This window comes from Parahaliea aestuarii (genome assembly GCF_008064635.1).
GTDB lineage: Bacteria > Pseudomonadota > Gammaproteobacteria > Pseudomonadales > Halieaceae > Parahaliea > Parahaliea aestuarii.
In genome coordinates this window covers 106512-131350 of record NZ_VRYZ01000005.1, presented here as the reverse complement: position 1 = coordinate 131350, position 24839 = coordinate 106512, and the positions used below count along the sequence as shown (strand labels likewise).

Below are 24839 nucleotides of genomic sequence, written 5' to 3'. Positions count from 1 at the left end.
GAACACTGTGCCGATAGATTTTTCCAGCCACCATGACCCCCTGGCCGACGATGCCGCGCTGGCAGCCCATATCGAGGCGGCACTGGCCTCGGAGTTGATGCCGGACCATCAACTGGCGCTGATGTTCAAGGTGCTGCAAAAACTGTTCAGGCCAAGTGTACTGCACGGCGAACGGGTACCCGAGCAGCCCTGCCTGTTCATTGGCAACCACTCCCTGTTTGCACTCGACGGCTGGGTATTCTCTCCCACCATTCACAATGCCCTCGGCCGCATGGTGCGCCCGCTGGGCGACCGCTTCCTGTGGAGTAACAAAACCCTGGGCGACGCGCTGTTGCGCTGGGGCGCAGTGATGGGCCATCCCAGCGTGTGCGACGCGCTGATGGCAGAGGGGCACGACCTGCTGGTATTCCCGGGCGGCGCCCACGAGGCGGTCAAACCGGCCAGCGCCATGTACGAACTGCAGTGGAAGGAGCGCTACGGCTTTGTGCGCCTGGCGGCCCGGCACGGCTACACCATCATGCCCTTTGGCATGGTCGGACCGGACGAGTTCTATGACCACTGGATAGAAAGCGACGAGTTGCCGGGCTCTGCCCTCGGCCGCCTGCTCAGCCGCTTCGGCCTGCTCGATGCAAATACCCGCACCGACATGCTGCCGCCCATTCCCCGCGGCGCCCTGGGCACCCTGCTACCCCGACCCCAGCGCTGCTATATCGGCTTCGGCGAAGCCGTGGACCTCTCCGCCTACGCCGGCAAAACCCCGACCAAGGCCCAGCAGCGCAAAATCCGCAACCAGGTGGCGCAGCAGATCGAGGAACAGCTGGGGGAACTATTGCGTGTGCGCGAACAGCGGCGCAGGGATGACAGCCTGCTGCGGCGGATTCTGACGATCTAGGGATTTGCCGCAGTGCGACCGGGCGATCAGGCGTTGCGCCAGCGCTTCAGGCCGGCGGCCGCTTCAAACGTTCAATGGACGACACCCGCACCGGGTACTCGCCCCTGCGCCGGTCGTCAAAGTACTCCTTGAGCGCCTTGTAGACCACCGGAAAGGCGATCTCGTCCCAGGGAACATCCGCCTCGTCAAACAGCGCTGACTCAAGGCTCTCGGGCCCCGCGCCAAACGCGCCGTCCTCCAGTCCGCAGCGATAGAACATATAGAGCTGACTGATGTGAGGCACATCAAAAATGCGGTAGAGCTGCAGATCGATCGCTTTCGCCTCGGCCTCTTCCCAGGTCTCGCGGGCCGCGCCGCCGGCGCTGGTTTCGCCGTTCTCCATAAAACCGGCGGGCAGGGTCCAGAAATTGCGCCGCGGCTCAATGGCCCGGCGGCACAGCAACACGCGGCCTTCGTACACCGGCAGACAGCCGACGATCACCCGCGGGTTGGTGTAGTGGATGGCCTCGCAGGACACACAGACATAGCGCTCGCGGTCGTCACCCGCGGGGATGGTAAGGGATACGGCGCTGCCGCAACTGGAACAGAAATTCATTGTGTGGCGTTCACGGCCGGCTAAAACGCCCCAGTATAGTCACATCGCCGGGGCGCTGACAGGCCTCAGTGGATTTCGCCGTAGGTGCCGCCGTAGAACAGCAGCGGCTTGCCGGTGGGCCGGTGCGTCATGTTCAGCACCCGGCCGACAATGATCAGGTGGTCACCGCCGGCATGGGTGGCGTCCAGTTCGCACTCGAAGGTCACCAGCGCATTGCGAATCACCGGCGCGCCGTACTTGCCCGGGCGAAAATGTTCGCTGGCTACGGCGTGATCACCCTTGCGCGCATACTGGTTGGACAGGGCCTGCTGTTCATTGGACAGCACATTGATATTGAAATAGCGGGCGGCGGCGTAGTCGCGGTAGACCTCTGAGTTATTCTGCAGGCTCCACAGCACCAGCGGCGGCTCCAGTGAAACCGCGGCGAACGAGTTGGCGGTCATGCCGATTGGAACCCGCTCTTCGGTAGTAGTGGTGATGATGCAGACGCCGGTGGCGAAGCGCCCCAGCGCATTTCTCAGTTCACGTCCTTCCATATTCCGCTGTACCTCCAAGGTGTATTTTGCTGTTGGCTATTGTCGACGCGGGGGCAAACTGCCGCATCCCCCATTCAGGTGGTGTCACCAGCGGCCGGCCCGCTGCTGGTCACTGTCGCGGGCCTCGACCCAGTGCTCGCCAAACTGGCCGAATTCCTTCTTCCAGAAGGGCGCGCGGGTCTTCAGGTAGTCCATCACGAACTCGCATCCGCTGAAGGCTTCACCCCTGTGTAGCGCACTGGCGCCGACCCAGACAATCTGCGCGCCGGTGTCGAGTCGACCGATACGATGCACCACGCCGACGCTCTTCAGCGACCAGCGTTCCACCGCTTCGCGGGCGATTGCCTCAATGCTGCGCTCGGTCATCCCGGGATAGTGCTCCAGTTCTATCGCGGTCACGGCGTCCGTGCCGGCTTTGACGTAGCCGGTGAAGGTCACTACGGCGCCGGCGTCATCGCCTTCCAGCTGGCGCTGGAGTTCGAGAGGGTCAAAGTCCTGTGCCTGCACCTGCACCCGAATGCCCATCCACTAACCCCCGGTCACCGGCGGATAAAAGGCCACTTCGTCGCCATCGTTGAGCACGGTGTTGCCGTGAACCACCTCGTGATTGACAGCGTGCAACAGGTTGGCCTCGGCCAGAACCGACGCCCAGGGTTCCCCCCGCTGGCGCAGGGTGGACAGCAGGGTGTCGAGGTCGGGCGCCTCCGGGGCGGCCATCTGCAGGCCATCGGTGCCGAGCGCCTCGCGCACCCGGGCGAAGAACACTACGTTGATCACGGCGCACTGTCCTCCCTAAGCCAGTGGCCGCTGTTGCCGCCCTGCTTTTCCAGCAGCGCCACACTGCGAATTTCCATTCCCCGGTCCACCGCCTTGCACATGTCATAGAGCGTCAGGGCGGCGACGGAGGCGGCGGTAAGTGCTTCCATCTCCACCCCGGTCCGGCCCGATACCCGGCAGCGGGCGAGCACTCGCACTTCGCTGTTGGCCTCGTCGGGCTCGAAATCCACACTGACGCTGTTCAGCATCAGTGGGTGACAGAGGGGGATGAGATCGGCGCACTTCTTGGCGCCCTGGATACCCGCCACCCGGGCCACGGCGAACACGTCGCCCTTTTTGTGGCCGCCCGACAGCAACAGCGCCAGGGTCTCCGGCTGCATCACAACCCGGGCCTGCGCCAGCGCTTCGCGCACGGTTTCCGCCTTGCCCCCGACATCCACCATACGGGCGGCACCGCTGTCGTCGAGGTGGGTCAGTTTGCTCATGAAAGTCTCCGGCCGGGGTGACCGCAAAGTCTATCCAATCGCCCCTGCAAATCATACCGGGTGATCATTCCTGTCAGAGCCGCTGGCCGCAACGACTGATTGCAGCGGCGCGCGGTAGCCGTAAAGTAGGCCATTGTATTTTCACGGAGATGCCGACATGGCCAAACTGAAGCTGGGACTGCAACTGGGTTACTGGGGCGCACAGCCGCCACCGGACTTTGTCGAGCGCGCTGTGGAGGCGGAGAACCTCGGCTATGACTCGGTGTGGACCGCCGAATCCTGGGGCAACGACTGCTTCACCCCTCTGGCCTGGATCGGCGCCCGGACGTCCACTATCCGGCTCGGCACCTCGGTGGCGCAACTTTCGGCGCGCACCCCCACTGCCTGCGCGATGGCAGCCCTGGCCCTCGACCACCTGTCGGGCGGACGCATGATCCTTGGCCTCGGCGTATCCGGGCCCCAGGTCGTGGAGGGCTGGTACGGCCAGCCCTACGCCAAGCCCCTGACCCGTACCCGGGAGTATGTGGACATCATCCGCCAGGTGCTGCGGCGCGAGGCGCCCGTGACCTCCGATGGCGAGTTCTATCCCCTGCCCTTTCGCGGTGACAATGCCTGGGGCATGGGCAAGCCGCTGAAGCCCATCACCCACCCGCTGCGCGCCGATCTGCCCATCTTTATTGGCGCGGAAGGCCCGAAGAATGTCACCCAGACCGCCGAGATCGCCGACGGCTGGCTGCCCCTCTACTATTCACCCTACCGTCAGGAGGTCTACGCCGACCAGCTCGCTGGCGCTCCCGCCGGCTTTGAAATTTCCAGTACCGTCATGGTGAACATCAACGACGACCTCGCCACAGCCCTCTATCCGGTCAAGGCCATGCTCGGCTTCTACATCGGCGGCATGGGCTCCAAGCAGCGCAACTTCCACAAGGAGCTGATGGCGCGCATGGGCTTCGCCGACGAAGCGGAGACCATCCAGAACCTGTTTTTCGAAGGCAAGCGGGATGAGGCCATCGCCTGTGTCCCGGACGCCTTCGCCGATGAAATCTCCCTGTGCGGGCCGAAAGAACGCATTCGCGAGAAACTGCAGGACTGGGAGGACTCGCCGGTCACCAGCCTGCTGATTCACGGCGACCTGCAACTGATACGCGACATGGCAGAGCTGGTGCTCTGATCGCGCCGCCCGGCTGCGCTTATCCATCCACGCCGGAGCTGGCCCTGCAATCACCTGAATGGGGGTGACGGGGGCTTTTGAATCCCGGATGGGCTTCGGCTACGCTGCTGTTTTGACACCTGATCGGGCACATGGCGACCGCACTGACAAAACGCAACAAGGCCGCAATCGGTCTGGGCATTCTCGCCCTGATTGGCTTTGGCATATACGCCGAGGAGTCCTTTGTCAGGCTGTTCCGCGAGCGCGCCATCGACCTGGAGCGGGAGCAGGCGCACCAGGCCATCGCCCTGGCCCGCGCGCGGCTGGAAGCCGAAATGCTGCGCAACACCTACCTGTCAGACAGCCTCGCCAGCTTTATCACCATGGATCCTGAGCTGAGTGAAAACCGCTGGAAAACCGTCGCCGAAAAGCTGTTTGAAAAATCCACCACCCTGCGCAGCGTGGGCATCGCCCCGGGCGATGTGATTTCACAGATCTACCCGATCGAGGGCAACGAAAAGGCCCTTGGCCTCGACTTTCGCACCGTGCCGGAGCAGATGCGCTCCATACAGCGCGCGCGGGAGTCGGAAGATGTCTACATTGCCGGGCCGGTGCAGTTGGTGCAGGGTGGAGATGCTCTCATCGCCCGCTTTCCGATTTTCCGCGACTTTCCCTACAACCAGAACTACTGGGGCTCTGTCAGCGTAGTGATGGGCTTTCAGAGTATTGTCGAGGCATCCGGCCTGGCGGCCATTGAGGGCGCTTCCGTTGCCCTGCGCCGGGCGGACATAGAATCCGGCGAGCCAGTCTTGATCTATGGCGATGAAAGCGTCTTTGCGGCGCCCGATATCGAGCTGCCGGTGAACACCCCGTCCGACGTCTGGCAACTGGCCGCACGCTATCACGACAGCGATACACCCGGACTGCGGGGCGCTGTCGCCTTCATTCGCGGCATCGCGCTGGCGGTCACCGCACTGATCATCACCTCCATCCTGCTGCTGTTCCGCGCCTACCGACTCAGCCGCAACGCTGCGCTGATCGACGAGCTGACCCATATTCCCAACCGCCGCTTTGTCATGGCCCACCTTCACCGGCTGATTTCCGGCGGTTCCCGCCCCGCCCATTTCACCCTCCTGCTGATCGATCTCAACCGCTTCAAGGAGGTCAACGACAACCTCGGCCATGAGGCGGGCGACGCCCTGCTGGTACATGTGTCCAGGCACCTGCAGCAGGCCGTGCGCACGGCGGACATTGTCGCCCGCCTCGGCGGCGACGAGTTCATCGTGATCCTGCACCGTGTCAGCGAAAAACCGCAGGCGGAGGCGATTGTCGAGAAAATTCGCGCCCACATGCACTCCAGCACGCTGTTCTGGCACGGCGAAAAAATCCAGCCATCGGTCAGCATCGGCTACGCCCTCTGCTATGGGCAGGACACCAGCGTAAAGGAACTGCTGGCGCGGGCGGACGAGATGATGTACCGCAGCAAGCGCGAACGGCTTGAGGTCATTTCTTCCTGGCGATAATCGCCACCACCCTGCACATCGGCGAATACGATCAGGCGCCGGCGCCCGGCTCCACCCAAAGATGCTGCGGGCCACGCATCACCGCCCCGGTAATGCTCGGCTCCCTGCCCGGGGCAATGCACATGGCCGGGAAGCGCTCGAACAGTACCTTGAGGGAGCATTCCAGTTCGCGCCTTGCGAGGTGCGATCCCAGGCAGAAGTGCACGCCGTGGCCAAAGGCCAGGTTCTTGTTGTCGCGCCCGGGCAGAAAACGACGCGGCTCCGGAAACACCGCCGGATCACTGTTGGCCGCGGTAACGCCAAACAGCACCCAGTCACCCGCCTGCATAGCGGCGCCGTGGAAGCGGATGTCCTTGCTGCACATGCGCGGCAGCAGCGCGGTGGGCGACTCGATGCGCAGCCCTTCCTGCACCAGCGCCGCGCGCTCGTCATCGCTGCCCCGTGCCAGGGCCACCAGCGCCGGGTCGCGCAGGATATAGGTCAGCAGGCTGCCGAGAATTTTATAGGTGGTGTCGGAACCGGCCGGAAACAGCAGGCGACAGAAAGACAGGATCTGCTCGTCGTCGAGGTAGTGCCCCTCGAACGCGGTGGTAGCCAGAATCGACAGGACGTCATCCGCCGGCTGCTGTCGCCGCGACTCGATAATCGGCGCCATGTAGGCGCTGAAATCCTGCCGCGCGCGCAGCGCCCCCTCGGGGTCCCAGGGAAAATCAATCAGCTTCAGCGCCCACTCCAGGAAGGTCTGTTCATCGTGGGTGGGAATGCCCAGCATGCGCGTAATAACCCGGTAGGGATAGGGCCGGGCATAGGCCGCAATCAGGTCGACCTCGGCCGCGCCGGCAAAGCGATCCACAACAGCGTGGGCCTCCGGTTCCAGCAGCGACTCGACCCGCTCCCTCACCTGACGCGGAAAGAAGGGTGAAGACACCAGGGCGCGATTGATGCGGTGCTCGTTGCCGGCCATGGTCTGGATGGTCTTGCCCATGGACGGCTCCGAGTGCACACGGTAGGCCGCTGCCGCCTGAAAATGTACTTCATCGGAGAAGGCTTCTTTCAATGCATCGAACCCGGTAATGAGCCAGGCGCGGCCCCCGTGGTAGGTGACCGGAACGACCGGCCCCGCCGCTCGCAACTCGTCGATGACACCGTGCAGATCCGGCAGGGGGTCGTAGGCAAAGTCGACGTCCTGCGGATGGGGCTGGGCGATTGTCATTATGGGCCTCCCGGGGGCTATTATGGGAGGAGTATAGATGGTGGTGGGATATTGTGGATGGGTGGATTGCGGACGGGGCTTCGGGAGAGATGAATCACTGCAGCCCATCGGCTGCAGTGACCCTGCGGGCTTCGGCGCTGGCGCGCCTCGTTGCAAATTGCTGGCGCAATTTGTCGAACTGGAGAGTTCTCATCATGAACCCCTGACCACCCCACAAACGCAAAAGGGGCCCATCGGGCCCCTTTTGCGTTTGTATGGCGGTGAGGGAGAGATTCGAACTCTCGAACGGTTTCCCGTTACACACTTTCCAGGCGTGCGCCTTCGACCACTCGGCCACCTCACCAGATAACTTGTCTGCCCCGCCTTGCGCCGGGCTGCGCTGCTGATGGCCGGTCGGCCTCTGCAGCAGAGGGCGCGCATAATACCACAGGATTTGTCGATTGCCAGTCCTGTCTGCCCGTTTTGGCGCAGGAAATATCGTCGCGCTACTGGCGGTTCATTCGCGGCAGCGGAAGGCGCCCCCCGGTGCTGCGAAAGGGCGTGATATCGAGCCCGCCGCGGCGGGTGTAGAAAGCCTGCACGTGCAGTTCAGCCGGGGCGCAGGCGGACTGCAGGTCGAGGAAGATGCGCTCGACACACTGCTCGTGGAATTCCTGGTGGTTGCGGTAGGCCAGCAGGTAGTTGAGCAGACTCACGCCGTCGACACTGGCGCCCGTCATGGCGATCCACACGCTGGCCCAGTCGGGCTGGCCGGTGACCGGGCACAGGGAACGCAACAGGTGGGTGTGCACTTCCATCGCTCCCGCGCGGCCCTGCGCCAGCTGGCTGGCATCGGGTTCCCCCGCGCGCCAACGGCCCGGCAAGTCGTCCAGGCAAGCACCCGGCAGGGCCTGACCGGCCAGGCCCGGGTCATCGGGGGCAAAGAGAGTCAGTCCGACCTCGGCGCCGGCCGCCGCGCTGAGGTCGGTGCAGATACGCTGCACTGCCTCGTCGTCGCTCTCGAAGGACTCCTGGTTCAGGGAGTTCAGGTAGAGCTTGAAAGACTTGGACTCCACCAGGTTGGCGCTGTGTGCCGGCACGGAGAAGCGCCCCACCCGCGACACCGGCCTGCCCTGCCCGTCCAGCCAGGACAGTTCGTAGGCGTGCCACAGGTCCACCCCCTCAAAGGGCAGCGCGGAGGCATCGATGCCCAGGGCGTCGCGCGCCAGGCGGCGCGGGATGGGATAGAGCAGCTCCGGCGCATAATGCTCGCTGACCGGTACCTGGCGGCCGAGCAGCAATCCCTCGTCGTTGGTATCGGCCATCGGGTTACTGCCGCAGGCGCTTGCCGGAATTCAGCAGGTGCATGCTGAAGACAAAGGCCGCCACGGTGAACAGTGCAATCATGCCAAAGGCGAAGGGCAGACTCACGTCGGACACGCCCAGCACGCCGTAGCGGAAGGCGTTGACCACATACACCAGCGGATTGAGCTTGGATACAGCCGCCCAGAAGTCCGGCAGCAATTCCATGGAGTAGAACACACCGCCGAGGTAAATCAACGGCGTCAGCACAAAGGTCGGGACGATGGATATGTCGTCAAAGTTGTTGGCATAAACGGCGTTGATAAAGCCCGCCAGGGCGAACAGGATCGAGGTCATCAGCACGATGGCGATCACCACGAACCAGTTGTGGATATGCAGGTGGGTGAAAAACAGGGACACAATGGTCACGATCACCGCCACCAGCAGGCCCCGGGTCACACCGCCCAGTACGTAACCCATCAGGATGACGTAGTTGGGCGTGGGCGACACCAGCAGTTCCTCCACGCTGTGGTTGAACTTGGAGCCGAAAAAGGAGGACACCACATTGGAATAGGAGTTGGTGACGATGGCCATCATGATCAGGCCCGGCACAACGAACTGCATATAGGTAAAGCCGCCCATGTCGCCAATGCGCGAGCCGATCAGCGAGCCGAAGATCACGAAGTACAGGGACATGGTGATGGCCGACGGCAACAGCGTCTGGGTCCAGATGCGGGTATAGCGCTTGATTTCCTTGCGCAGGATTGTCATGAAGGCGATGAATTGCTCGCGCGGGGTCATGCGGCGCCCTCCACCAGGTTGACGAACATCTCTTCAAGACGGTTGGCGCGATTGCGCATACTGGTTACCTGTATGCCGTGACGATCCATCTGGGTGAAAACCTCGTTGATGTGCTGGCCCTTTTCCACTTCCACTTCCAGACTTTGCTCATCGATCACCCGGGTCACAAAACCTTCGATGGCGATGCTCTCGGGCAGCGCCGCGGCACAGTCGAGAATGAACACCTCCCGGTGCAAGCGCTTCAGCAGGTCGCGCACGGAACTGTTCTCGACGATGTTGCCGTGATTGATGATGGCGATATTGCGGCACAGGGCCTCCGCCTCTTCCAGGTAGTGCGTGGTGAGGATGATGGTGGTGCCCTCGGCGTTGATCTTGCGCAGGAAGTCCCACATGGAGCGGCGCATTTCGATATCCACCCCGGCGGTCGGCTCGTCGAGAATCAGCAGCTTCGGTTCGTGCACCAGGGCCCTGGCAATCATCAGGCGCCGCTTCATGCCGCCGGAGAGCATGCGAGAAGCGACATCGCGCTTGTCCCACAGGCCCAGTTCCTTCAGGTATTTGTCTGCACGCTCCGCGGCGAGGTGCGCCGGCAGGCCGTAGTAGCCGGCCTGGTTGACGACGATGTCGCGCACCTTCTCGAACTGGTTGAAGTTGAATTCCTGCGGCACGATGCCGATGAATTTCTTGGCGGCGGGAAAGTCCTCGTCGATATCGACACCGTGCACCGCTACCCGGCCGCCACTCTTGCTGACCAGTGAGCAAATGATGCCGATGGTGGTGGACTTGCCGGCGCCGTTGGGACCCAGCAGGGCGAAAAAGTCCCCCTGCCGCACCTCGAGGCTGATGCCCTTGAGGGCCTGAAAGCCATTACTGTAGGACTTGCTGAGATTTTCGATAGTCAGGGCTGGTATCATGAAATAGCGCGTCATTCTGCGGCAGACAAGGCGCGCCATTGTACCTGTAATCCCCGCCCTTAACGACCACAGCCACCGCAACAGGAAGCCACGGCATGAACGATGAACAGTACCTGCAACACAGCCTGGACACCTGGCGCGAGTTCGCCGCCATCATGGTGCGCCGCTGCGCCTCCCTGACAGAGGGCGATCCACTGGCGGAACTGGCCGCCGCCTGCCAGCGGGCCGGTGAAGACAGCGGCCATCTTTACCGGGACGGCCCGGAGCTGGTCAACCGCCTGTTCACGGCCTACCCCGAGTTTGCGCCCACGGTGCCGCGGGAACTGCTCTGGTTCCTGGGCGGTGAATGCCTGCACTACCTGACCGATGAAGAGATCGCCGGCTACCAGCAGGTGGACGAAGCGCGCGACGAGGCCGCAGCCCGGGGCGAGGTCATCGACCTGGCGGCCGCTCGGGCCAAGCTACTGAAAGGCCAGTAGAAATTCCCGGAATTTTCCAAATTCAAGCTTGACGCAAGGGGTGGCCCTACCTACAATGCGCGCCTCTTGATTGAGACCTGATGCGTCCCCTTCGTCTAGTGGCCTAGGACACCGCCCTTTCACGGCGGGAACAGGGGTTCGAACCCCCTAGGGGACGCCACTCAATCAGGGCACTTCAGGTGCGGGAATAGCTCAGTTGGTAGAGCGCAACCTTGCCAGGGTTGAGGGGGGACGCCCAGTCTCGCCGGTTCCGGCGACCGCGACGGCGGTATAAACGCGTTGATGTGCGGGAATAGCTCAGTTGGTAGAGCGCAACCTTGCCAAGGTTGAGGTCGCCGGTTCGAACCCGGTTTCCCGCTCCAATCTCTCCCCCTACTTACCTAGTCTTCCTCCAGCCGGATCGATGCACTGTTGATGCAATAGCGCAGGCCGGTGGGTGCCGGGCCGTCGCTGAACAGGTGGCCGAGATGGCAGCCACACTGGGTGCACTCTACCTCTGTCCGGTTCATGCCGTGGCTGGTGTCGGGTTTCTCGAGGATGTTGTCCCGCTCCAGGGGGCGGCAGAAGCTGGGCCAGCCACAACCGGCATCGTACTTGGCCGAAGAATGAAACAGGGCGCTGTCGCAGCAGCGGCAGCGGTACACCCCGACGTTGTCACAGTCCCAGTATTCGCCGGTAAATGCGCGCTCAGTGCCCTGCTGACGACAAATGTGGAACTCCTGTGGCGTCAGCCGTTCACGCCAGTAATCGTCGTCCCTGGGTACCACTGTGTCTGGTGTTTTGCCAACCATAGCCCGCTACCCCGCCAGCCCGATAATGCGACCATAGCATACACCGGCAGCTAATTTCGCCGTTTTGCGGATCGCTGAGGATTGCCCACCCGGAGCCAGGGAAGCCTCAGGTGGAGGCTGCCACCCGATACAGGATTTCATCCTCGTAGCCTGTGGTTACGGGGTAGTAGCCCTCCAGTTCCCTATCCAGGGCCGGGTCATTGGTATCCACCAGCAGGGGCCGCCCTTCCAGCGCCGCGATCTTCGATTTGGCGGCGATCAGGCGAATATTCTGGCGCCCCACCGCGCGAATGACCAGGGGTGAAAGTTGCTGGTTGCCGCGCCCGAAAATGTGGCCCTGCCCCCCAATGGCCGTGACAATGATCTGCGCCGGGCCATCGTGCCCGGCCAGCAAGGCCAGCAGGCCGCTTTCGTCCGCATCGGCGGCGAGGATTTCACCGCCGCGCAAAGCGTCCACGCCCAGCAGGGTAGCGGGCAGGCCCAGCGCCTCGAGCAACGCTGCCGTAGTAGAACCCGGACCCAGCAGGTAGAGCGTGTGCGGATCCAGTTCCGGCGCCAGCCAGGCGGCGATATCCGCGGCAACCAGGACCTGGTCTTCGCGTCCGCCCACCTTGGTGTGCTGCAGGAAGCGCCCCTCCCCCGGCACCATCATTTCACCGTAGAAGCGGGTGCGCACACGGCCCTCGCGGAAGGCAGTCTCGTCGATGTCGCGCACCTCCTGCCGCCGCAGCCCCACCAGGCCGCCCCGGGCCAGTTGCAGCAGCAGCTCACCGGCCGCCTCCGGTGACACCGCAAACACCGCCGAGTGCATTTTCACCCCGGCGGGTATGCCCAGTACCGGTTGCTGCTCGCCCACGGCGTCGTAGACATCGCGGGCAGTGCCGTCGCCGCCGACAAACACCAGCAGGTCACAGGCCTGCGAGAGTTCCGCCGCGGCCCGGCGCGAATCGGCGGCGCTGCTGGGCTCCCGCTCCGCGCGCCCGAGTACCGCCGGCGCAAACCCCAGCTCCTCCAGCACCGTTTGCCCCATGGCGCCGCCCCAGGTCACAAAGGACAGCTGCAGACCTGGCGCGCACAACAGCGACAGGGCGCGCCGGGCGCGCTCCGCGGAGCGCAGTGAGGCGCCCTCTCTGGCGATCCGCTCGCGGATCATTTCGCCATCGGAGCCCTTCATCGCAAGGCTGCCGCCCACACCTGCCAGGGGATTGATCAACAGCCCGATGCGCAGGCGACTCACCGCGTCGACTCCGCAGCCACTGGCTGGTAGCCCAGGGCACTGGCCCAGGCCTCCGGCGCTGACGGCGCGCACACCGGGCTGCCGCGCAGTTCGCGGCGCTGGGGATAGTGGCGGCGCAAGTCGTCAAATGCCGCGGCCACCGCAGCGGGGGTTGCCGCAGTGCCGGGCCCTGTCACGGCATGGCGCAGGGCCGCATCGTCGGCGCCAATGTCGTAGCGCGCCGACAACAGCCAGCGCAACAGCGCACTACCCGCAAGTTCCTGTGGCGCCGACAGGGTTGGCGCGCCTCCGGCCTCCCGGGGAACCCCGGGGGGCGCCAGGTCAAAGGCCGTCGCCAGCGCGGCGCCGAGCATGCGGGTTCCCTCCAGCTTGGCATCCAGGCTGTGGCCCGCAATATGGGGCGTGCCCAGTCGCACCTGCTCCAGCAGGCCAGGTTGCAGATGGGGCTCGTGCTCCCACACGTCGAGTACACAGGCCGGGCCACGCCCCTGCTGCAGCCGCTCACACAGGGCGGCGTTATCCACCACCGCGCCGCGGCTGGTATTGATCAGCAGGCTGTCGCCCGACACCTGCGCCAGCCTATCGGCATTGAGCAAATGATAGCTGGGGTGGGGCTTGCGGCGCGTGAGTTCCGGGTGGAGGCAGATCACGTCGGCGGCCAGCACCGCGGCCAGGTCGGCCTGGTCTTCCACCGATTCCAGCCAGGGGTCGTGGCAGCGAATGCGAATACCCAGAGCGCGTGCGCAACGCGCCAGTGCGGCCCCCACATGCCCCTGCCCCACTATGCCGAGCACACCGCCGTCCAGCAGCCGCTCCAGGTAGTCGTCGCAGGCGGCAATGGCCGCCAGGTCGTACTCGACGACCGCGTTGGCATTGGAGCCGCGGGCGTGGGCGAAGCGGATACCCTGCTCCGCCAGATAGTGTCCGTCCACATGCTCCAGGCCACTGGTGGCGGTACCGACAAAGCGCACGCCGGTGCCGCGCAACAGTTCGCTGTCGACGCTGGTGACCGAGCGCACCAGCAGCACGTCCGCGCCCTGCAGGTCCTGGCGTCGCAGGCTGCGCCCCTCGACCAGGTGTACCTCACCGTAGGGCTGGAACACCGCTTCCACGCCGCGCATGTTGGCATCGGCGATGATTTTCAAGCCACTCATTCTCTACCTCCGTCAGCGCCGGTGCGGAGCTGCTCTTCAGGCGGCGACACGCGCCGCCAGTTGTTGCCAGCGCTGCAGCAGCCGGCCACCCAGCCCCAGCGCCTGTAAATAGTCCCGAACCGCCTCTAGCGACTGCAGGTCCATGCGCCAGCGCGGAACGTCGCTCACGCCCGGTACGGCGCTCTCCAGCCGCGCCAGCTCGCGCGACATCAAGGCCTGGGGCCAGTGGGCCTCAAGTTTGCGCTGCAGGCCCGATGCGCCGCGCAGGGGCAGCCCCGCTACCTCATCGAGGCGAACGGCCAGCGCATCCAGGCTGTCGAAGTGCGTCAGCAGTGCCACCGTGCTGCGAGCACCGACGCCCGGCACCCCGGGGATGTCGTCGATGGCATCGCCCACCAGGCCCTGGTAATCGGGAAACTGCCGCGGCAGGACACCGAAACGCTGGCGGAAGCCGTCTGCGTCCAATGCCTGATCTGCGGCGGCATCCCACAGCGCATCACCGGGAAACAGCAACTGCCCCAGGTCCTTGTCGCGGCTTACCAGCGTGACCGGATATCCGGCCTCCCGGCACAGGCGCGCCAGAGTCGCGAGGTAGTCGTCGGCCTCATAGTCCGGGCCACCGTAACAGGGCAGTCCCAGCCGTTCGGTCAGTTCACGACAGGCATGCAACTGAAATGCCAGTGTTTCGTCCGGCAGGCTGCGACTGGCCTTGTACCCGGGATAGATGGCATTGCGGAAGCACGTACCCAGACTCTCGTCAAAGGCCGCCGCCAGCAGCGCCTGCGGTGCGCAGCGCTCCACCATGGAGGCCAGGAAGCCGGCATAACCCACCACGGCATTCAGCGGCATGCCGTCGGGGCTGTGCCAGCGGTCCGGCAGGGAGAACCAGGCGCGAAAAATATAGATGGAGGCGTCGAGCAGCCAGGCCCGCTGTGGCATCAGCCCAGGTCGTCCACGCTGAATACCAGTGACGGTGCGCACAGGTGGGTGCCAAAGGTCTCGCTCAGGGCCCGGAACCACTGCGCGGCGCGCGGCGGCAGGCCATCGCCGCGGCGACGATTGGCCTCGGCGGTGACGGCGATGCGAAACGCCGCCTCTTCCCGGCGCGCCGCTTCACCACCGGCAAGATTGTCGAGACTGACACGAAAGGGGTAGCCACAGGCGCGGGCGAAGTACCACTCCAGCGCCTGCGGCGCCACTTCCACCTGCTGGAAGGCCGCCTGCTGCTCCACGCTGCGACCGTCCGGGGCGTACCAGTAACCAAAATCCCGCAGCTGCCTGCGCCCGGGGCCGGCAATACACCAGTGTGCGCACTCGTGCAGGGCGCTGGCGAAATAGTCCTCGCGGAAGTACAGGCGGTGGTAAGCACACGGACCGCCGGGTCCGGGCTCCCCCGCGGGGACATACTCCGGCTCCGCCGCGCCGCCGAGCAGCCGGGTGTTTTCGCTATCGGCAAAGCAGCGCTGGAACACCTGCTCCAGCAGGCGGCAGTCAAAGCCTGTACCGCTCGCAGGCATGCCGCCCGCAAAACCCGGCTGTAGCGCCGGCTCGGCTGCCGTCATGTCGACGGCGCCGCCTTGCGCAGCCAGTAGCGATACTCGCCCGCCGATACCTGCTGGTACAGCAGTTCATGGCCGAGGAAGTGGCAAAACTTGGGGATGTCCCGCTCGGTGGCCGGATCGGTGGCGATCACCTCCACCACTTCGCCCACCGCCATGTCACGCACCGTGTTGTGCAGCATCATGACCGGCTCCGGGCAGTAGAGGCCGCAGGTATCGAGTTCATGCTGGCTTACCGGGGGCGAATCGCTCACGCGCCCTCCCCGGCCAGCCACTGTTCGGCCCGCTCCCGGTCCACCAGGTCCCAGTGCTCCGATTCGGCGTCGTACAACAGTTTCAGGGCGCCGCTATCCAGCCCCTGGCGCAACTGGCTGACCTTGTCTTCCAGGCTGGCCTCCCGCAGGCCGTAATCAGTGCCATCGCGGGAGGCGAACTCCTCCAGCAACCCCTGCAGGGTGTCGGCCTGCAACCGGCCGGCGGGAATGTCGAGCAATTGGGCCATCAGGCTCCGGGACGCTCGAACAGCAGGGTCATGCGGTCGCTCTCGCCAATGGCCATGTACTTCTCGCGATCTTTCTCGCCATCGCGCAGGACCGGAGGCAGGTTCCATACCCCGTTAGGGTGATCGGCGGTATCTTTCGGGTTGGCGTTGATGTCAGAGCGTTTCACCAGCTTGAAACCGGCTTTCTCCGCTGCTGCAATAACATACTCCTCACTCACGTAACCGCTGGATTTCATGGTTTCGACATCGGTGCCGGGTTTGGCGCGGTGCTGCACCAGTCCGAAGCGACCGCCGGGTTTGAGAGCCGTGAACACCGCCTTGAGGGTGGGCTCCAGCACATCGCCGCGCATCCAGCTGTGGACGTTGCGAAAGGCCACCGCCAGATCCACAGAAGCGGCCGGGGCCGCGGTCATTTCGCTCGGGGGCTGCAACTGGGTGACCACCACGGAACCGTAGAGATCGTCGTCTGCCGCCAGTTTTTGCAGGTACTTGCCGAGGGAATTGCGGTAGTAGGCGTTGGGCGGGTTCAGGCTGCCGTGGGCGGCGAAATAAGTGCCGTTATCCTTCATCAGCGGCGCAATCACCTCGGAGTACCAGCCGCCGCCGGGGGACACTTCGAGGACGTTCATGCCCTCGGCAATACCGAAGAACTCCAGGGTCTCCCGCGGGTGGCGAAACGCGTCGCGGGCCTTGTTCTCCTCGCTGCGCTGGGCGCCGTTGAGGGCGGTATCCCAGTCCAGCGCCGCGTGGGCCAGGCTGGCGGACAGGGCCAGCAGCAATGCAATGGCAACTTTCATGACGTGCTCCTTATAACAAGGGGAATTTGCGCGTTAATATACGGGCTGCGCTAACGAATGTGGAGTCCAGCGGCATGGAAACATCCTTTATCGTCACCTTTATCGGCGATGACCGCCCCGGTCTGGTGGAACAGCTGTCCTCGGTTATCGGTGCCGCCGGCGGCAACTGGCAGGAAAGCCGGCTCACCCAGCTCGGCGGAAAATTCGCCGGTCTGGTGCTGGTGAGCCTGCCCACCGAGCGGGCAGAAGGCCTGGAAGCCGAACTGAAGGGGCTGGCCGCCAGCGGCCTCAGTGTCAGGGTCACGCCCACTGCATCGACCGTCGCCCTCGCCTCGGCGCGGCGTATCAAACTCAGCCTGATCGGGCCGGACCGGCCCGGCATTGTGCTGGAGGTGTCTCGCGCCCTGGCCAGGCAGCATTTCAATGTGGTGGAAATGGACAGCGAGGTGGTCAGCGCGCCGATGACGGCAGAGCCCCTGTTCCAGGCCCTGATCGAGGCAGACACCGCGCCCGATGCGCGACTGGAAGAGCTGTCCGAGGCGCTGGAAATCATCGGCAACGAGATGACCCTGGACATCGATCTGGAGGAGATCCTCAGCTAGGGGGACCGCCTCAGTCGCGGCGCCGCAGCAGGCGCCGCAAGCCCACCCACAGCGCGACAAACAGGGCGGCGGCAACGATGGCAAAGCCCACCATCAACAGCGCCCCCAGCGCCAGTTCCAGCAGGGTATCGGTGGACACGCCGAACTGGTCCACCGCCGCCCAGATAAGGGTCGCCAGGGCCAGTATGCCCAGCACCATGGTGCGCAGAAAGCGTTTGGCGGCGCGGCTCCTGGCCATGATTACTCTACCTCAGCCCCGCGTGTCCGGCGCCCGGGCGGGAATCACCGGTGTATCGCACTGCACATCCATGTTCTGGCCGCGATGGCGCAGGACATGATCCATCAGCACCAGGGCCAGCATGGCCTCGGCGATGGGCGTGGCGCGAATGCCCACACAGGGATCGTGGCGACCGTGCGTGGCCATTTCCATGGCTTCACCGGCGGTGTCGATGGTGGCGCCGGGCTGGCGGATACTGGAGGTGGGCTTCAAGGCGATACTGACGGTTATGTCCTGGCCGCTGGAAATGCCGCCCAACACGCCACCCGCGTTGTTGCCGACAAAGCCCTGCGGCGTCAGCAGGTCACGGTGCTCGCTGCCGTGCTGCTCGACACTGGCGAAACCGGCGCCGATCTCCACCCCCTTCACCGCGTTGATGCCCATCATGGCGCTGGCGATATCGGCGTCGAGACGATCGAACACCGGCTCACCGAGACCCGGCATCACGCCGCTGGCCACTACGTTGATACGGGCGCCGATGGAATCACCGCGCTTGTTCAGGGCCGCCATGAACTCTTCCATTTCCGCCACCTTGCCGGCGTCGGGGCAAAAGAAGGGATTGCTTTCCACGCAGTCCCAGTCGAGCTGCTCGGCGCGAATCGGGCCGAGCTGGCTGAGATAGCCGCGCACCTCGATGCCGTAGCGCAGGCGCAGGTATTTCTTGGCGATGGCGCCGGCGGCCACGCGCATGGCGGTCTCGCGGGCCGAAGAGCGACCGCCGCCGCGGTAGTCGCGAAAGCCGTACTTCTGGTTGTAGGTGTAATCGGCGTGGGCCGGGCGAAAGGTATTCTGGATATTGGAATAGTCCTTCGAGCGCTGGTCGGTATTCTCGATCAGCAGGCCGATAGAGGTGCCGGTGGTTTTGCCTTCGAACACTCCGGAGAGAATCTTGACCTCGTCCGCCTCCCGGCGCTGGGTGGTGTAGCGGGAGGTGCCGGGCTTGCGTCGGTCGAGGTCGCGCTGCAGGTCGCTGGCCTCCAGCGCCAGCCCCGGCGGGCAGCCGTCGACGATACAGCCCAGGGCCGGGCCGTGGCTCTCGCCAAAGCTGGTAACGGTGAAAAGTTTGCCAAAGGTATTGCCAGCCATGGTGAAAGGTTCCGCGCCCAAAAGCAGTCGATTATATAAGGGAGGCAGGGCAGTTCGATAGCGTCTGCCGGAATCTCGGCGCAGAACAGCAATTTTGTTCAATACGGCAGCACCGGGAAAGCGACAGACTGCATCCGCTCAACCCAGGAGATTACCCCATGAGCCTGCTGTCTTCCGCCCTGTCCATGTCTGCCTTTGCCCTGGCGGCATCCATTTCGCCGGGCCCGGTCAATCTGGTCTGTCTCAGCAGTGGCACGCGCTATCCCCTCGCCCGGGGTCTTGTCTTTGTTACCGGTGCCACGTTGGGATTTATCGCCCTGTTCCTGGCCATCGGATTCGGCCTCGGTGCGTTGCTGGCCGAACGGCCGGAACTGGAGCGCTGGCTGACTGTCGCCGGCGTTTTGTTCCTGCTCTACCTGTGCGTACAGCTGGCCCGGGATGATGGCAGGCTCGATACCTGTGACGCACAGCGGGCGCCGGGCTTCGTCAGCGGCGCCCTGATGCAGTGGCTCAATCCCAAGGCATGGCTGGCCTCCGCCGCCGGTATTGGCGCCTTTGCCGGTAGCGACACCGCATACATCGCCCTGTTCGCGGCGCTCTACCTGCCTATTTGCTGGCTGTCCCTCAGCGCCTGGGTGCTGGCCGGTGCCAGCCTCCGCTCCGTCGTGAACCAACCGCGCGTACTGCGAGCCATCAACCGTGTCCTGGCAGTCCTATTGGCGTCGAGCTGTCTTCTGCTCCTGCTCTGATGGCCCGCGATACTGGCACGGCGTGGCCGCCACCAGCCGTTTGAACGTGCGCTGGAAATGTGCCTGATCGGCAAAACCGGCGGCATGGGCGGTAGCAGCGATGCTCAAACCGTTTTTCAACTGCCGTTGCCCGTACTGGACACGGCGGTTCAACAGGTAGGCGTGCGGCGTCATACCGAAGTGGCGCCTGAAGCTGCGGATCAGGTGTCCCTGGCTGTACCCGCTGAGCGCACAGAGATCGTCCAGCGACAGGTCTTGCGTACAGTGGGCGTCGAGATAGGCGGCCACCTGCGCCAGCTCCGCCGAAGCGGCGGGAAAGGATTCCGCCGCGCCACCGTCCACGCTGAACATCAGGTCCGACAGGTATTCCACCAGCTGCGTTTGCTTGTCGAGCAATTCCCGCCCGGTATCGAGCAGGCAATCCGCCAGCGCGCAGTAGCCCCGGTAAAGGGCCGGATCAGTGACAACGGCCGTCGCGATGTCGCGCCACTGCGTCCCTGGCAACAGACCGCAGGCGTGGCGCAGGTGACACAGCCAGCCGGTATCGACATACAGCATCAGGTAGGACCAGGGCTCGTTGTCCACGGGGTTACAGGCATGCGGCCACTCGGGATTCATCAGTACCAGCGCGCCTTCCGATACCGGCAGCATTTGGTCGCGGTAAAGGAAGGTGCTGCGGCCGCCGGTAATGGCGCCAAGCGACCAGTGGCGGTGACTGTGCAGCGCGTAGCAAACCTCGCGACCGTCGGCCACTTTGCGCAGTTCAACCTGCGGCATGCGCGCATCGCGCCAGAAACGGGGTTGGTGGCTGTCATTCATCCAGTCAGCTCCTTGCGGTAGGCGTGCAACTCCCGGGCGCCAAGCGCGAACACCCCGTGGCCGCCGTGCTCGAATTCCAGCCAGGTAAAGGGCACCCGCGGATAGGCCGCCTCCAGCGCTTCCCAGCTGTTGCCCACTTCCACCACCAGCAGGCCGTGGGGCTCCAGGTAATGCTCCGCTGCGGCCAGGATGCGACGGGTGATATCCAGTCCATCGGCACCGGACCCGAGAGACAGCTCCGGCTCGTGGTGATACTCCGCCGGCATCGAAGCCAGGTCAGCCGCGTCCACATAGGGGGGATTGCTGAGGATGATGTCGTAGCGCCGCCCGGACACGGCGGAGAACAGGTCGGATGCCAGGCACTCCACCCTCCCCTGCAGGCCGAGCTGTACGCAATTCTCCTGCGCCAGGGCCAGGGCCTCCGTGTCGAGATCGAGCAGGTCGACGACACATTCGGCCCCATAGTGGGCCGCGGCAAGCCCGATAGCACCGCCGCCACAGCACAGATCGAGAACGCGCCGCGGCGGCGGCCCTTCGTACCAGGGAGCGTAGTCATCGAGGATCAGCTCGCCCAGCGGCGAGCGCGGGACAATGGCGCGTTCGTCACAGCGTAGCTCGAGACCGGCAAACCAGGCGCGCCCGGTCAGATACGGCAGCGGCACCCGCTCTTCGATGCGCCGCGTGAGCCAGCCCTCTATGCGCTTGCGCCGGGCGCTGTCGACCGGCAGCGGCAATACGCTGTCGTCGGCATCCACGGGCAAGTCCATCGCCATCAGCACCAGTTGCACCGCTTCGTCCCAGGCGTTGTCGCAGCCGTGGCCGAAACAGACCCCCGCCGAGTCGAGCGCCTGCGCGCAGTATTCCAGAGCGTCGTTAACCGTGTGCATAAGCGTCCTGTAGCGCGGCCGGCCACAAGGGACGGCTGATTTTGATGCCTTGCCAAGCTGTGGCGAACGTGGTGGCATTGTCGGCAAGTCGCGAACACGGATTCTAACAGAGCCGCCCCATGACAGTACGACCTGCAGTGATGTTTGCGGTCTGTGGCCGCGCAAAGTTACCTGAAGGGAGTACGAAGCATGGACGCAGTGTGGCGACGACAATCTTTACCGGTGCGTTCGCTGGCTGTAGCGGTGCAATCAGCATTAACGGGGCTGACATCACTGCTGCTGGGCGCTGTACTGGCGGCCTGCAGCAGCGGAACATCCCCCGCCGGCGGCCCCCGGGCCGATGCCGACGGGCAACTGGTATACGGCACACTGACCTTCCATCCCTGCGCCTTGAACAGTGCCAGCGGCCGCTCGGTGGAAGCCCATTGCACGGGAATAAGCGTGCCTGAAAACGCCGCTGATCCGGCGAGTCGAAATATCGAACTGGCGCTGGCACTGGTCCCCGCCACCGGTATCGCCGAGGAGGACCCGGTGTTCATGCTGGCCGGCGGCCCCGGGCAGTCTTCGCGCGACAGTTACCCCGATCTTCACGGGGCCTTTGAAAACGTGCTGCGCAACCGTCACATTTTGCTGCTGGATGCCCGGGGTAGCGGCGGCTCGCACCCCCTGCACTGTGCTGAGGATGGAGCGGAAACCGCCCTGACCGGGGTCGGCCAGCAGAGTGTCGAGGCGGTGCGAACACTGGCCGCGGAATGTCGCGATGACCTGTCACAGGTCGCCGACCTGCGCTTTTACACCACCACCGAACATGTTCAGGACCTGGAGCGGGTGCGCGCTGCACTGGGCGTGCCCCGGGTCAATCTGCTGGGCATTTCCTATGGCACACGGGTCGCCCAGCAGTACGCAGGGCGCTACCCGGACAACACCCGGGCACTGGTACTGGACTCGGTGGTGCCCAACACCCTCGTTCTGGGCCAGGAACATGCGCAGAACCTGGAGCACGCCCTCAACACCCAGTTTGCGCGCTGCCGGCAGGATGCGGCCTGCAGCACGGCACTGGGAGATCCGCGCCAGCACCTGGACCAGGTGCGGGAGCGCCTGCGCAGCGGCACGCTGGCGCCGGTGCGCTATCGCGACCCGGTGAGCGGCGCATGGCGCGAAGAAATCCCTCAATTTGAACACCTCGCCATCCTGCTGCGCATGTACGCCTACCAGCCCTCCATGGCGGCCTCCCTGCCCCTGCTGTTGCACGAGGTAGCACAGGGGCAGTACGACAGCCTGCTCGCCCAGTCGCAGATGCTGTCGCAGGAACTCGGACAGGCGCTGGCCATGGGCATGAGCCTGTCCGTGACCTGCAGCGAGGACGCCATCGAGTACCGGCAGGATCCGCGCGATGCGGGCACGGTGCTCGGCAGCGAGTTCGTGACCCTGACCCTCGCCATGTGTGCAGAGTGGCCGCGGGGCGCACGGCCGGAAAATTTTCGCGCCCCCCTCACCGGCCCGGTGCCGGTACTGGCCATCAGCGGTGAACTGGATCCCGTGACCCCACCGCGCTACGGCGAAACGGTGGTCGCCCCGCTGCCCAACGGGCGCCACCTGGTACTGCCCGGCCAGGGTCACAGTGTGCTGGCACTCGGCTGCATGCCCGGCCTGGTAGCGCAGTTCATCGAAAGCGCGGACAGCGCAGCGCTCGACGCCAGTTGCCTGGAACAACTGATCAGTGCGCCCCCCTTTGCCGGCCGCTACGGCTGGGAGCCGTGACATGATCCATATCGACGACCTGCACAAATCCTTCCGCACCCGCGGCGCCACCGTACAGGCAGTGCGCGGGGTGAGTTTCAGCGCCCGGGACGGCGAGATTCTCGGCCTGCTCGGCCCCAACGGAGCTGGCAAGACTACCACCCTGCGTATGCTCTACACCCTGATGGCACCCGAGCAGGGCCGGGTCGAAGTGGACGGTGTCGATGTGCAGCAGCACCCCACCACAGTGCGACAGCGCCTGGGTGTATTGCCGGATGCCCGCGGCATCTACAAGCGCCTCACCGCCAGGGAAAACATCGCCTACTTCGGCCGCCTTCACGACCTCGATGCAAGAACTATCGACACCCGTATTGCAGCTCTGGCCGACACCCTTGCCATGGGCGACTTCCTCGACCGGCGCGCCGAGGGCTTCTCCCAGGGCCAGCGCACCAAGACTGCTATCGCCCGCGCCCTTGTCCACAACCCGCGCAACGTGGTGCTGGACGAGCCGACCAACGGCCTCGACGTGATGACCACGCGGCGTTTGCGCAGCTTTCTGCGCGGGCTGCGCGACGACGGGCACTGCATCGTGTTCTCCAGCCATATCATGCAGGAGGTGGCCGCCCTGTGTGATCGCATGGTGGTAATGGCACGGGGCGAGGTACAGGCCATCGGCACACCCGACACACTGCGCCGGCAGACCGGCCTCGATGACCTGGAAGATGTGTTCGTGCGCCTGGCCGGCCTCGAGGAGAGCGCCGCATGAGGGCTATCTGGACGGTGGCCAGCAAGGAGCTGGTCGACCTGTTCCGCGACCGCAAGACAGTGGTTCTGGGGCTCCTGCTGGGGCCCCTGCTGATGCCGGGGATTATCCTGGGCACCGGCGCGCTGGTTGAGAGCAAGGTGCGCACCCAGCTTGAATCCACCCTGGTTTTGCCTGTTGCCGGCGCCGGGCGCGCGCCGAACCTGGTGGCCTTTCTGGAGAGCCGCAACATCGAGGTCGTGGAAGCGCCGGAAAATACCGTCGTCGCCGTCCGGGAACAGGTGGCGCCAGTGGTTTTGCACATCGCCCCTGACTATGCCGCGCGCTGGCGCGACAGCCTGCCGGCGCCGGTGGAACTGACCTATGACAGCTCCCTGCAGGATGCCCAGATTCCCCTGCAGCGGGTGCACCAGGTCCTGCGCGAGTACAGTGCCACAGTGGCCTCCCTGCGCGCCCTGCAGCGGGGGCAAAGCCCTCTGTCATCACAGGCGGTGCAGGTCGCGTGGCGCGATGTCGCAACCCCGGAAGCCCGCCGCGGCATGCTGCTCACCTTTCTGCCCTACCTGCTGATCCTGTTCAGTTTTATCGGCAGCGCCGCCCTGGTCATCGATGTCACCGCCGGCGAGCGGGAACGCCAGTCGCTGGAGCCCCTGCTGGCAACCCCCGCCGCGCGCACCGCGATCATGAGCGGCAAGATTCTCGCCGCCTGCCTGTTTGGCATGCTCGGCCTGCTACTGATCGTGCTGGCCTTCAAGGTCAGTTTTCAGCTGGCACCCGGACCGCTGCAACTGGTGGACGTGTCGCTGCCGGTCGCTGCGCAGCTACTGCTGGTGCTGCTGCCCATGGTGCTGATCGGCACCACCCTGCTGACCCTCATCGCCGCCGGCGCCCGCTCGGTCAAGGAAGCGCAAAGCTACCTGAGTGTGCTGATGCTGCTGCCCATCGCACCCACCCTCATCCTGATGGTGAACCCGGTGAAGAACCAGTTATGGCAGTTCTCCGTTCCCTTTCTGGCACAGAACCAGATGCTGCTGAAGCTGATTCGCGGCGAAGTGATCTCCCCCGCGGAATGGGCCGTATACATGCTGTGTGGTTTTGCACTCGGGCTGTTTCTCTGGTTGCTCGCGGCGCGACTCTACCATCGCGAATCGCTGGGCGTGTCAGGCTAGGGAAAGCGCCCTCCCGCGGTTTGCCATGACATAGGCGGATTGCTACTATCGCCGTCCTTTT

At 64.6% G+C, this 24839-nt stretch carries 30 protein-coding genes and 3 tRNA genes; 11 read left to right on the top strand and 22 right to left on the bottom strand.

Going from position 1 to position 24839, the window contains the following annotated elements:
• The first annotated feature begins 7 nt into the window (after positions 1-7).
• Positions 8-892, top strand: coding sequence for a lysophospholipid acyltransferase family protein (locus FVW59_RS12375; protein WP_246139726.1), 885 nt, complete (start codon positions 8-10; stop codon positions 890-892).
• A 46-nt stretch (positions 893-938) separates the two neighbouring features.
• Here the strand turns inward: FVW59_RS12375 and FVW59_RS12370 are convergent, their stop codons facing one another.
• The 5 genes from FVW59_RS12370 to moaC all read right to left on the bottom strand — a co-directional run bounded on the left by FVW59_RS12370 (position 939) and on the right by moaC (position 3285).
• Positions 939-1487, bottom strand: coding sequence for an NUDIX hydrolase (locus tag FVW59_RS12370; RefSeq protein WP_148064657.1), 549 nt, complete (start codon positions 1485-1487; stop codon positions 939-941).
• A gap of 65 nt (positions 1488-1552) precedes the next feature.
• On the bottom strand, positions 1553-2023 hold the full coding sequence (locus tag FVW59_RS12365) for a flavin reductase family protein (protein WP_148064656.1): 471 nt from the start codon (positions 2021-2023) through the stop codon (positions 1553-1555).
• An 84-nt stretch (positions 2024-2107) separates the two neighbouring features.
• Positions 2108-2548, bottom strand: coding sequence for a molybdenum cofactor biosynthesis protein MoaE (locus FVW59_RS12360; protein ID WP_148064655.1), 441 nt, complete (start codon positions 2546-2548; stop codon positions 2108-2110).
• Positions 2549-2551: 3 nt separating this feature from the next.
• Positions 2552-2800 carry a MoaD/ThiS family protein gene (locus FVW59_RS12355; protein ID WP_148064654.1) on the bottom strand — a complete coding sequence of 83 codons (249 nt, stop codon included), beginning with the start codon at positions 2798-2800 and terminating at the stop codon, positions 2552-2554.
• A complete protein-coding gene (gene moaC, locus FVW59_RS12350; RefSeq protein ID WP_148064653.1) occupies positions 2797-3285 on the bottom strand; it encodes a cyclic pyranopterin monophosphate synthase MoaC in 489 nt (162 codons plus the stop codon). Before moaC ends, FVW59_RS12355 begins: the two co-directional genes overlap by 4 nt.
• A 157-nt stretch (positions 3286-3442) precedes the next feature.
• Between moaC and FVW59_RS12345 the strand changes: the two genes are divergently transcribed.
• Entirely contained in the window at positions 3443-4456 is a 1014-nt protein-coding gene (locus FVW59_RS12345; protein WP_222711503.1) for an LLM class F420-dependent oxidoreductase, read from the top strand.
• 131 nt (positions 4457-4587) lie between these two features.
• Positions 4588-5958, top strand: coding sequence for a diguanylate cyclase domain-containing protein (locus FVW59_RS12340; RefSeq protein ID WP_148064652.1), 1371 nt, complete (start codon positions 4588-4590; stop codon positions 5956-5958).
• A 31-nt stretch (positions 5959-5989) separates the two neighbouring features.
• Here the strand turns inward: FVW59_RS12340 and FVW59_RS12335 are convergent, their stop codons facing one another.
• The 5 genes from FVW59_RS12335 to FVW59_RS12315 form a co-directional block, all read right to left on the bottom strand.
• Entirely contained in the window at positions 5990-7171 is a 1182-nt protein-coding gene (locus FVW59_RS12335) for a cytochrome P450 (RefSeq protein WP_187275868.1), read from the bottom strand.
• Between the two features lie 255 nt (positions 7172-7426).
• Positions 7427-7514, bottom strand: a tRNA-Ser gene (locus tag FVW59_RS12330).
• A gap of 142 nt (positions 7515-7656) precedes the next feature.
• Positions 7657-8475: an NADPH-dependent 7-cyano-7-deazaguanine reductase QueF gene (gene queF, locus FVW59_RS12325; RefSeq protein WP_148064650.1), complete on the bottom strand. Its 819-nt coding sequence runs from the start codon at positions 8473-8475 to the stop codon at positions 7657-7659.
• 4 nt (positions 8476-8479) lie between these two features.
• Complete coding sequence (locus FVW59_RS12320; RefSeq protein ID WP_148064649.1) at positions 8480-9253, bottom strand: ABC transporter permease; 774 nt, start codon at positions 9251-9253, stop codon at positions 8480-8482.
• Positions 9250-10167: an ABC transporter ATP-binding protein gene (locus tag FVW59_RS12315; protein WP_148064648.1), complete on the bottom strand. Its 918-nt coding sequence runs from the start codon at positions 10165-10167 to the stop codon at positions 9250-9252. The genes FVW59_RS12320 and FVW59_RS12315 overlap by 4 nt, the downstream gene beginning before the upstream one ends.
• Positions 10168-10262: 95 nt before the next feature.
• Here FVW59_RS12315 and FVW59_RS12310 point away from each other — a divergent pair, with 95 nt between their 5' ends.
• From FVW59_RS12310 to FVW59_RS12300, 3 genes are all read left to right on the top strand, one after another.
• Complete coding sequence (locus tag FVW59_RS12310; protein ID WP_148064647.1) at positions 10263-10646, top strand: PA2817 family protein; 384 nt, start codon at positions 10263-10265, stop codon at positions 10644-10646.
• A gap of 84 nt (positions 10647-10730) precedes the next feature.
• A tRNA-Glu gene (locus FVW59_RS12305) sits at positions 10731-10806 on the top strand.
• Positions 10807-10932: 126 nt separating this feature from the next.
• Positions 10933-11008, top strand: a tRNA-Gly gene (locus tag FVW59_RS12300).
• 18 nt (positions 11009-11026) lie between these two features.
• Here the strand turns inward: FVW59_RS12300 and msrB are convergent.
• The 8 genes from msrB to FVW59_RS12260 all read right to left on the bottom strand — a co-directional run bounded on the left by msrB (position 11027) and on the right by FVW59_RS12260 (position 16686).
• Positions 11027-11437 carry a peptide-methionine (R)-S-oxide reductase MsrB gene (msrB, locus tag FVW59_RS12295; protein WP_148064646.1) on the bottom strand — a complete coding sequence of 137 codons (411 nt, stop codon included), beginning with the start codon at positions 11435-11437 and terminating at the stop codon, positions 11027-11029.
• A 106-nt stretch (positions 11438-11543) separates the two neighbouring features.
• Positions 11544-12674: an ATP-NAD kinase family protein gene (locus FVW59_RS12290; protein WP_148064645.1), complete on the bottom strand. Its 1131-nt coding sequence runs from the start codon at positions 12672-12674 to the stop codon at positions 11544-11546.
• Positions 12671-13828, bottom strand: coding sequence for a 4-phosphoerythronate dehydrogenase (locus tag FVW59_RS12285; RefSeq protein ID WP_148064644.1), 1158 nt, complete (start codon positions 13826-13828; stop codon positions 12671-12673). Before FVW59_RS12285 ends, FVW59_RS12290 begins: the two co-directional genes overlap by 4 nt.
• 36 nt (positions 13829-13864) lie before the next feature.
• Complete coding sequence (locus FVW59_RS12280) at positions 13865-14767, bottom strand: 5'-3' exonuclease (protein ID WP_148064643.1); 903 nt, start codon at positions 14765-14767, stop codon at positions 13865-13867.
• A complete protein-coding gene (locus tag FVW59_RS12275) occupies positions 14767-15390 on the bottom strand; it encodes an elongation factor P hydroxylase (RefSeq protein ID WP_246139725.1) in 624 nt (207 codons plus the stop codon). Before FVW59_RS12275 ends, FVW59_RS12280 begins: the two co-directional genes overlap by 1 nt.
• Positions 15387-15641, bottom strand: a complete 255-nt coding sequence (gene tusA, locus FVW59_RS12270; protein ID WP_148064642.1) for a sulfurtransferase TusA — start codon at positions 15639-15641, stop codon at positions 15387-15389. Before tusA ends, FVW59_RS12275 begins: the two co-directional genes overlap by 4 nt.
• The gene (locus tag FVW59_RS12265) at positions 15638-15889 is read right to left on the bottom strand and encodes a YheU family protein (RefSeq protein WP_148064641.1); all 252 of its coding nucleotides are present in this window, start codon (positions 15887-15889) and stop codon (positions 15638-15640) included. The genes tusA and FVW59_RS12265 overlap by 4 nt, the downstream gene beginning before the upstream one ends.
• The gene (locus FVW59_RS12260; protein WP_148064640.1) at positions 15889-16686 is read right to left on the bottom strand and encodes a class I SAM-dependent methyltransferase; all 798 of its coding nucleotides are present in this window, start codon (positions 16684-16686) and stop codon (positions 15889-15891) included. Before FVW59_RS12260 ends, FVW59_RS12265 begins: the two co-directional genes overlap by 1 nt.
• Before the next feature lie 74 nt (positions 16687-16760).
• Here FVW59_RS12260 and FVW59_RS12255 point away from each other — a divergent pair, with 74 nt between their 5' ends.
• Complete coding sequence (locus FVW59_RS12255) at positions 16761-17288, top strand: glycine cleavage system transcriptional repressor (RefSeq protein ID WP_148064639.1); 528 nt, start codon at positions 16761-16763, stop codon at positions 17286-17288.
• Between the two features lie 10 nt (positions 17289-17298).
• On the opposite strand, the gene FVW59_RS12250 is transcribed toward FVW59_RS12255, so the two are convergent.
• Together FVW59_RS12250 and aroC are read right to left on the bottom strand one after the other, a co-directional pair.
• Positions 17299-17526: a hypothetical protein gene (locus FVW59_RS12250; RefSeq protein ID WP_148064638.1), complete on the bottom strand. Its 228-nt coding sequence runs from the start codon at positions 17524-17526 to the stop codon at positions 17299-17301.
• A 12-nt stretch (positions 17527-17538) separates the two neighbouring features.
• Positions 17539-18651, bottom strand: coding sequence for a chorismate synthase (aroC, locus tag FVW59_RS12245; RefSeq protein WP_148064637.1), 1113 nt, complete (start codon positions 18649-18651; stop codon positions 17539-17541).
• Positions 18652-18809: 158 nt separating this feature from the next.
• Between aroC and FVW59_RS12240 the strand changes: the two genes are divergently transcribed.
• The gene (locus tag FVW59_RS12240) at positions 18810-19400 is read left to right on the top strand and encodes a LysE family translocator (protein WP_148064636.1); all 591 of its coding nucleotides are present in this window, start codon (positions 18810-18812) and stop codon (positions 19398-19400) included.
• Here the strand turns inward: FVW59_RS12240 and FVW59_RS12235 are convergent.
• Positions 19365-20219 (bottom strand): AraC family transcriptional regulator, encoded by an 855-nt coding sequence (locus tag FVW59_RS12235; RefSeq protein ID WP_148064635.1) that lies wholly within the window; start codon positions 20217-20219, stop codon positions 19365-19367. The two genes, FVW59_RS12240 and FVW59_RS12235, sit on opposite strands and share 36 nt — an antisense overlap.
• Positions 20216-21106 (bottom strand): 50S ribosomal protein L3 N(5)-glutamine methyltransferase, encoded by an 891-nt coding sequence (gene prmB / locus FVW59_RS12230; RefSeq protein WP_148064634.1) that lies wholly within the window; start codon positions 21104-21106, stop codon positions 20216-20218. Before prmB ends, FVW59_RS12235 begins: the two co-directional genes overlap by 4 nt.
• Positions 21107-21349: 243 nt before the next feature.
• On the opposite strand from prmB, the gene FVW59_RS12225 reads away from it, so the two are divergent.
• From FVW59_RS12225 to FVW59_RS12215, 3 genes are read left to right on the top strand one after another with little or no spacing between them, the layout of a single operon-like run.
• Positions 21350-22867, top strand: coding sequence for an alpha/beta hydrolase (locus tag FVW59_RS12225; RefSeq protein ID WP_187275867.1), 1518 nt, complete (start codon positions 21350-21352; stop codon positions 22865-22867).
• 1 nt (position 22868) lies between these two features.
• The gene (locus tag FVW59_RS12220) at positions 22869-23612 is read left to right on the top strand and encodes an ABC transporter ATP-binding protein (RefSeq protein ID WP_148064632.1); all 744 of its coding nucleotides are present in this window, start codon (positions 22869-22871) and stop codon (positions 23610-23612) included.
• The gene (locus FVW59_RS12215; protein WP_148064631.1) at positions 23609-24778 is read left to right on the top strand and encodes an ABC transporter permease; all 1170 of its coding nucleotides are present in this window, start codon (positions 23609-23611) and stop codon (positions 24776-24778) included. The genes FVW59_RS12220 and FVW59_RS12215 overlap by 4 nt, the downstream gene beginning before the upstream one ends.
• The last annotated feature ends 61 nt before the right edge of the window (positions 24779-24839 follow it).

Coding starts and splice junctions, on each gene's coding strand:
- FVW59_RS12370 (WP_148064657.1), bottom strand. CDS start 1,487: ATGAATTTCTGTTCCAGTTGCGGCAGCGCCGTATCCCTTACCATCCCC.
- FVW59_RS12365 (WP_148064656.1), bottom strand. CDS start 2,023: ATGGAAGGACGTGAACTGAGAAATGCGCTGGGGCGCTTCGCCACCGGC.
- FVW59_RS12360 (WP_148064655.1), bottom strand. CDS start 2,548: ATGGGCATTCGGGTGCAGGTGCAGGCACAGGACTTTGACCCTCTCGAA.
- moaC (WP_148064653.1), bottom strand. CDS start 3,285: ATGAGCAAACTGACCCACCTCGACGACAGCGGTGCCGCCCGTATGGTG.
- FVW59_RS12345 (WP_222711503.1), top strand. CDS start 3,443: ATGGCCAAACTGAAGCTGGGACTGCAACTGGGTTACTGGGGCGCACAG.
- FVW59_RS12340 (WP_148064652.1), top strand. CDS start 4,588: ATGGCGACCGCACTGACAAAACGCAACAAGGCCGCAATCGGTCTGGGC.
- FVW59_RS12335 (WP_187275868.1), bottom strand. CDS start 7,171: ATGACAATCGCCCAGCCCCATCCGCAGGACGTCGACTTTGCCTACGAC.
- queF (WP_148064650.1), bottom strand. CDS start 8,475: ATGGCCGATACCAACGACGAGGGATTGCTGCTCGGCCGCCAGGTACCG.
- FVW59_RS12320 (WP_148064649.1), bottom strand. CDS start 9,253: ATGACCCCGCGCGAGCAATTCATCGCCTTCATGACAATCCTGCGCAAG.
- FVW59_RS12315 (WP_148064648.1), bottom strand. CDS start 10,167: ATGATACCAGCCCTGACTATCGAAAATCTCAGCAAGTCCTACAGTAAT.
- FVW59_RS12310 (WP_148064647.1), top strand. CDS start 10,263: ATGAACGATGAACAGTACCTGCAACACAGCCTGGACACCTGGCGCGAG.
- msrB (WP_148064646.1), bottom strand. CDS start 11,437: ATGGTTGGCAAAACACCAGACACAGTGGTACCCAGGGACGACGATTAC.
- FVW59_RS12285 (WP_148064644.1), bottom strand. CDS start 13,828: ATGAGTGGCTTGAAAATCATCGCCGATGCCAACATGCGCGGCGTGGAA.
- FVW59_RS12280 (WP_148064643.1), bottom strand. CDS start 14,767: ATGCCACAGCGGGCCTGGCTGCTCGACGCCTCCATCTATATTTTTCGC.
- FVW59_RS12275 (WP_246139725.1), bottom strand. CDS start 15,390: ATGACGGCAGCCGAGCCGGCGCTACAGCCGGGTTTTGCGGGCGGCATG.
- FVW59_RS12265 (WP_148064641.1), bottom strand. CDS start 15,889: ATGGCCCAATTGCTCGACATTCCCGCCGGCCGGTTGCAGGCCGACACC.
- FVW59_RS12260 (WP_148064640.1), bottom strand. CDS start 16,686: ATGAAAGTTGCCATTGCATTGCTGCTGGCCCTGTCCGCCAGCCTGGCC.
- FVW59_RS12255 (WP_148064639.1), top strand. CDS start 16,761: ATGGAAACATCCTTTATCGTCACCTTTATCGGCGATGACCGCCCCGGT.
- FVW59_RS12250 (WP_148064638.1), bottom strand. CDS start 17,526: ATGGCCAGGAGCCGCGCCGCCAAACGCTTTCTGCGCACCATGGTGCTG.
- aroC (WP_148064637.1), bottom strand. CDS start 18,651: ATGGCTGGCAATACCTTTGGCAAACTTTTCACCGTTACCAGCTTTGGC.
- FVW59_RS12240 (WP_148064636.1), top strand. CDS start 18,810: ATGAGCCTGCTGTCTTCCGCCCTGTCCATGTCTGCCTTTGCCCTGGCG.
- FVW59_RS12235 (WP_148064635.1), bottom strand. CDS start 20,219: ATGAATGACAGCCACCAACCCCGTTTCTGGCGCGATGCGCGCATGCCG.
- prmB (WP_148064634.1), bottom strand. CDS start 21,106: ATGCACACGGTTAACGACGCTCTGGAATACTGCGCGCAGGCGCTCGAC.
- FVW59_RS12220 (WP_148064632.1), top strand. CDS start 22,869: ATGATCCATATCGACGACCTGCACAAATCCTTCCGCACCCGCGGCGCC.
- FVW59_RS12215 (WP_148064631.1), top strand. CDS start 23,609: ATGAGGGCTATCTGGACGGTGGCCAGCAAGGAGCTGGTCGACCTGTTC.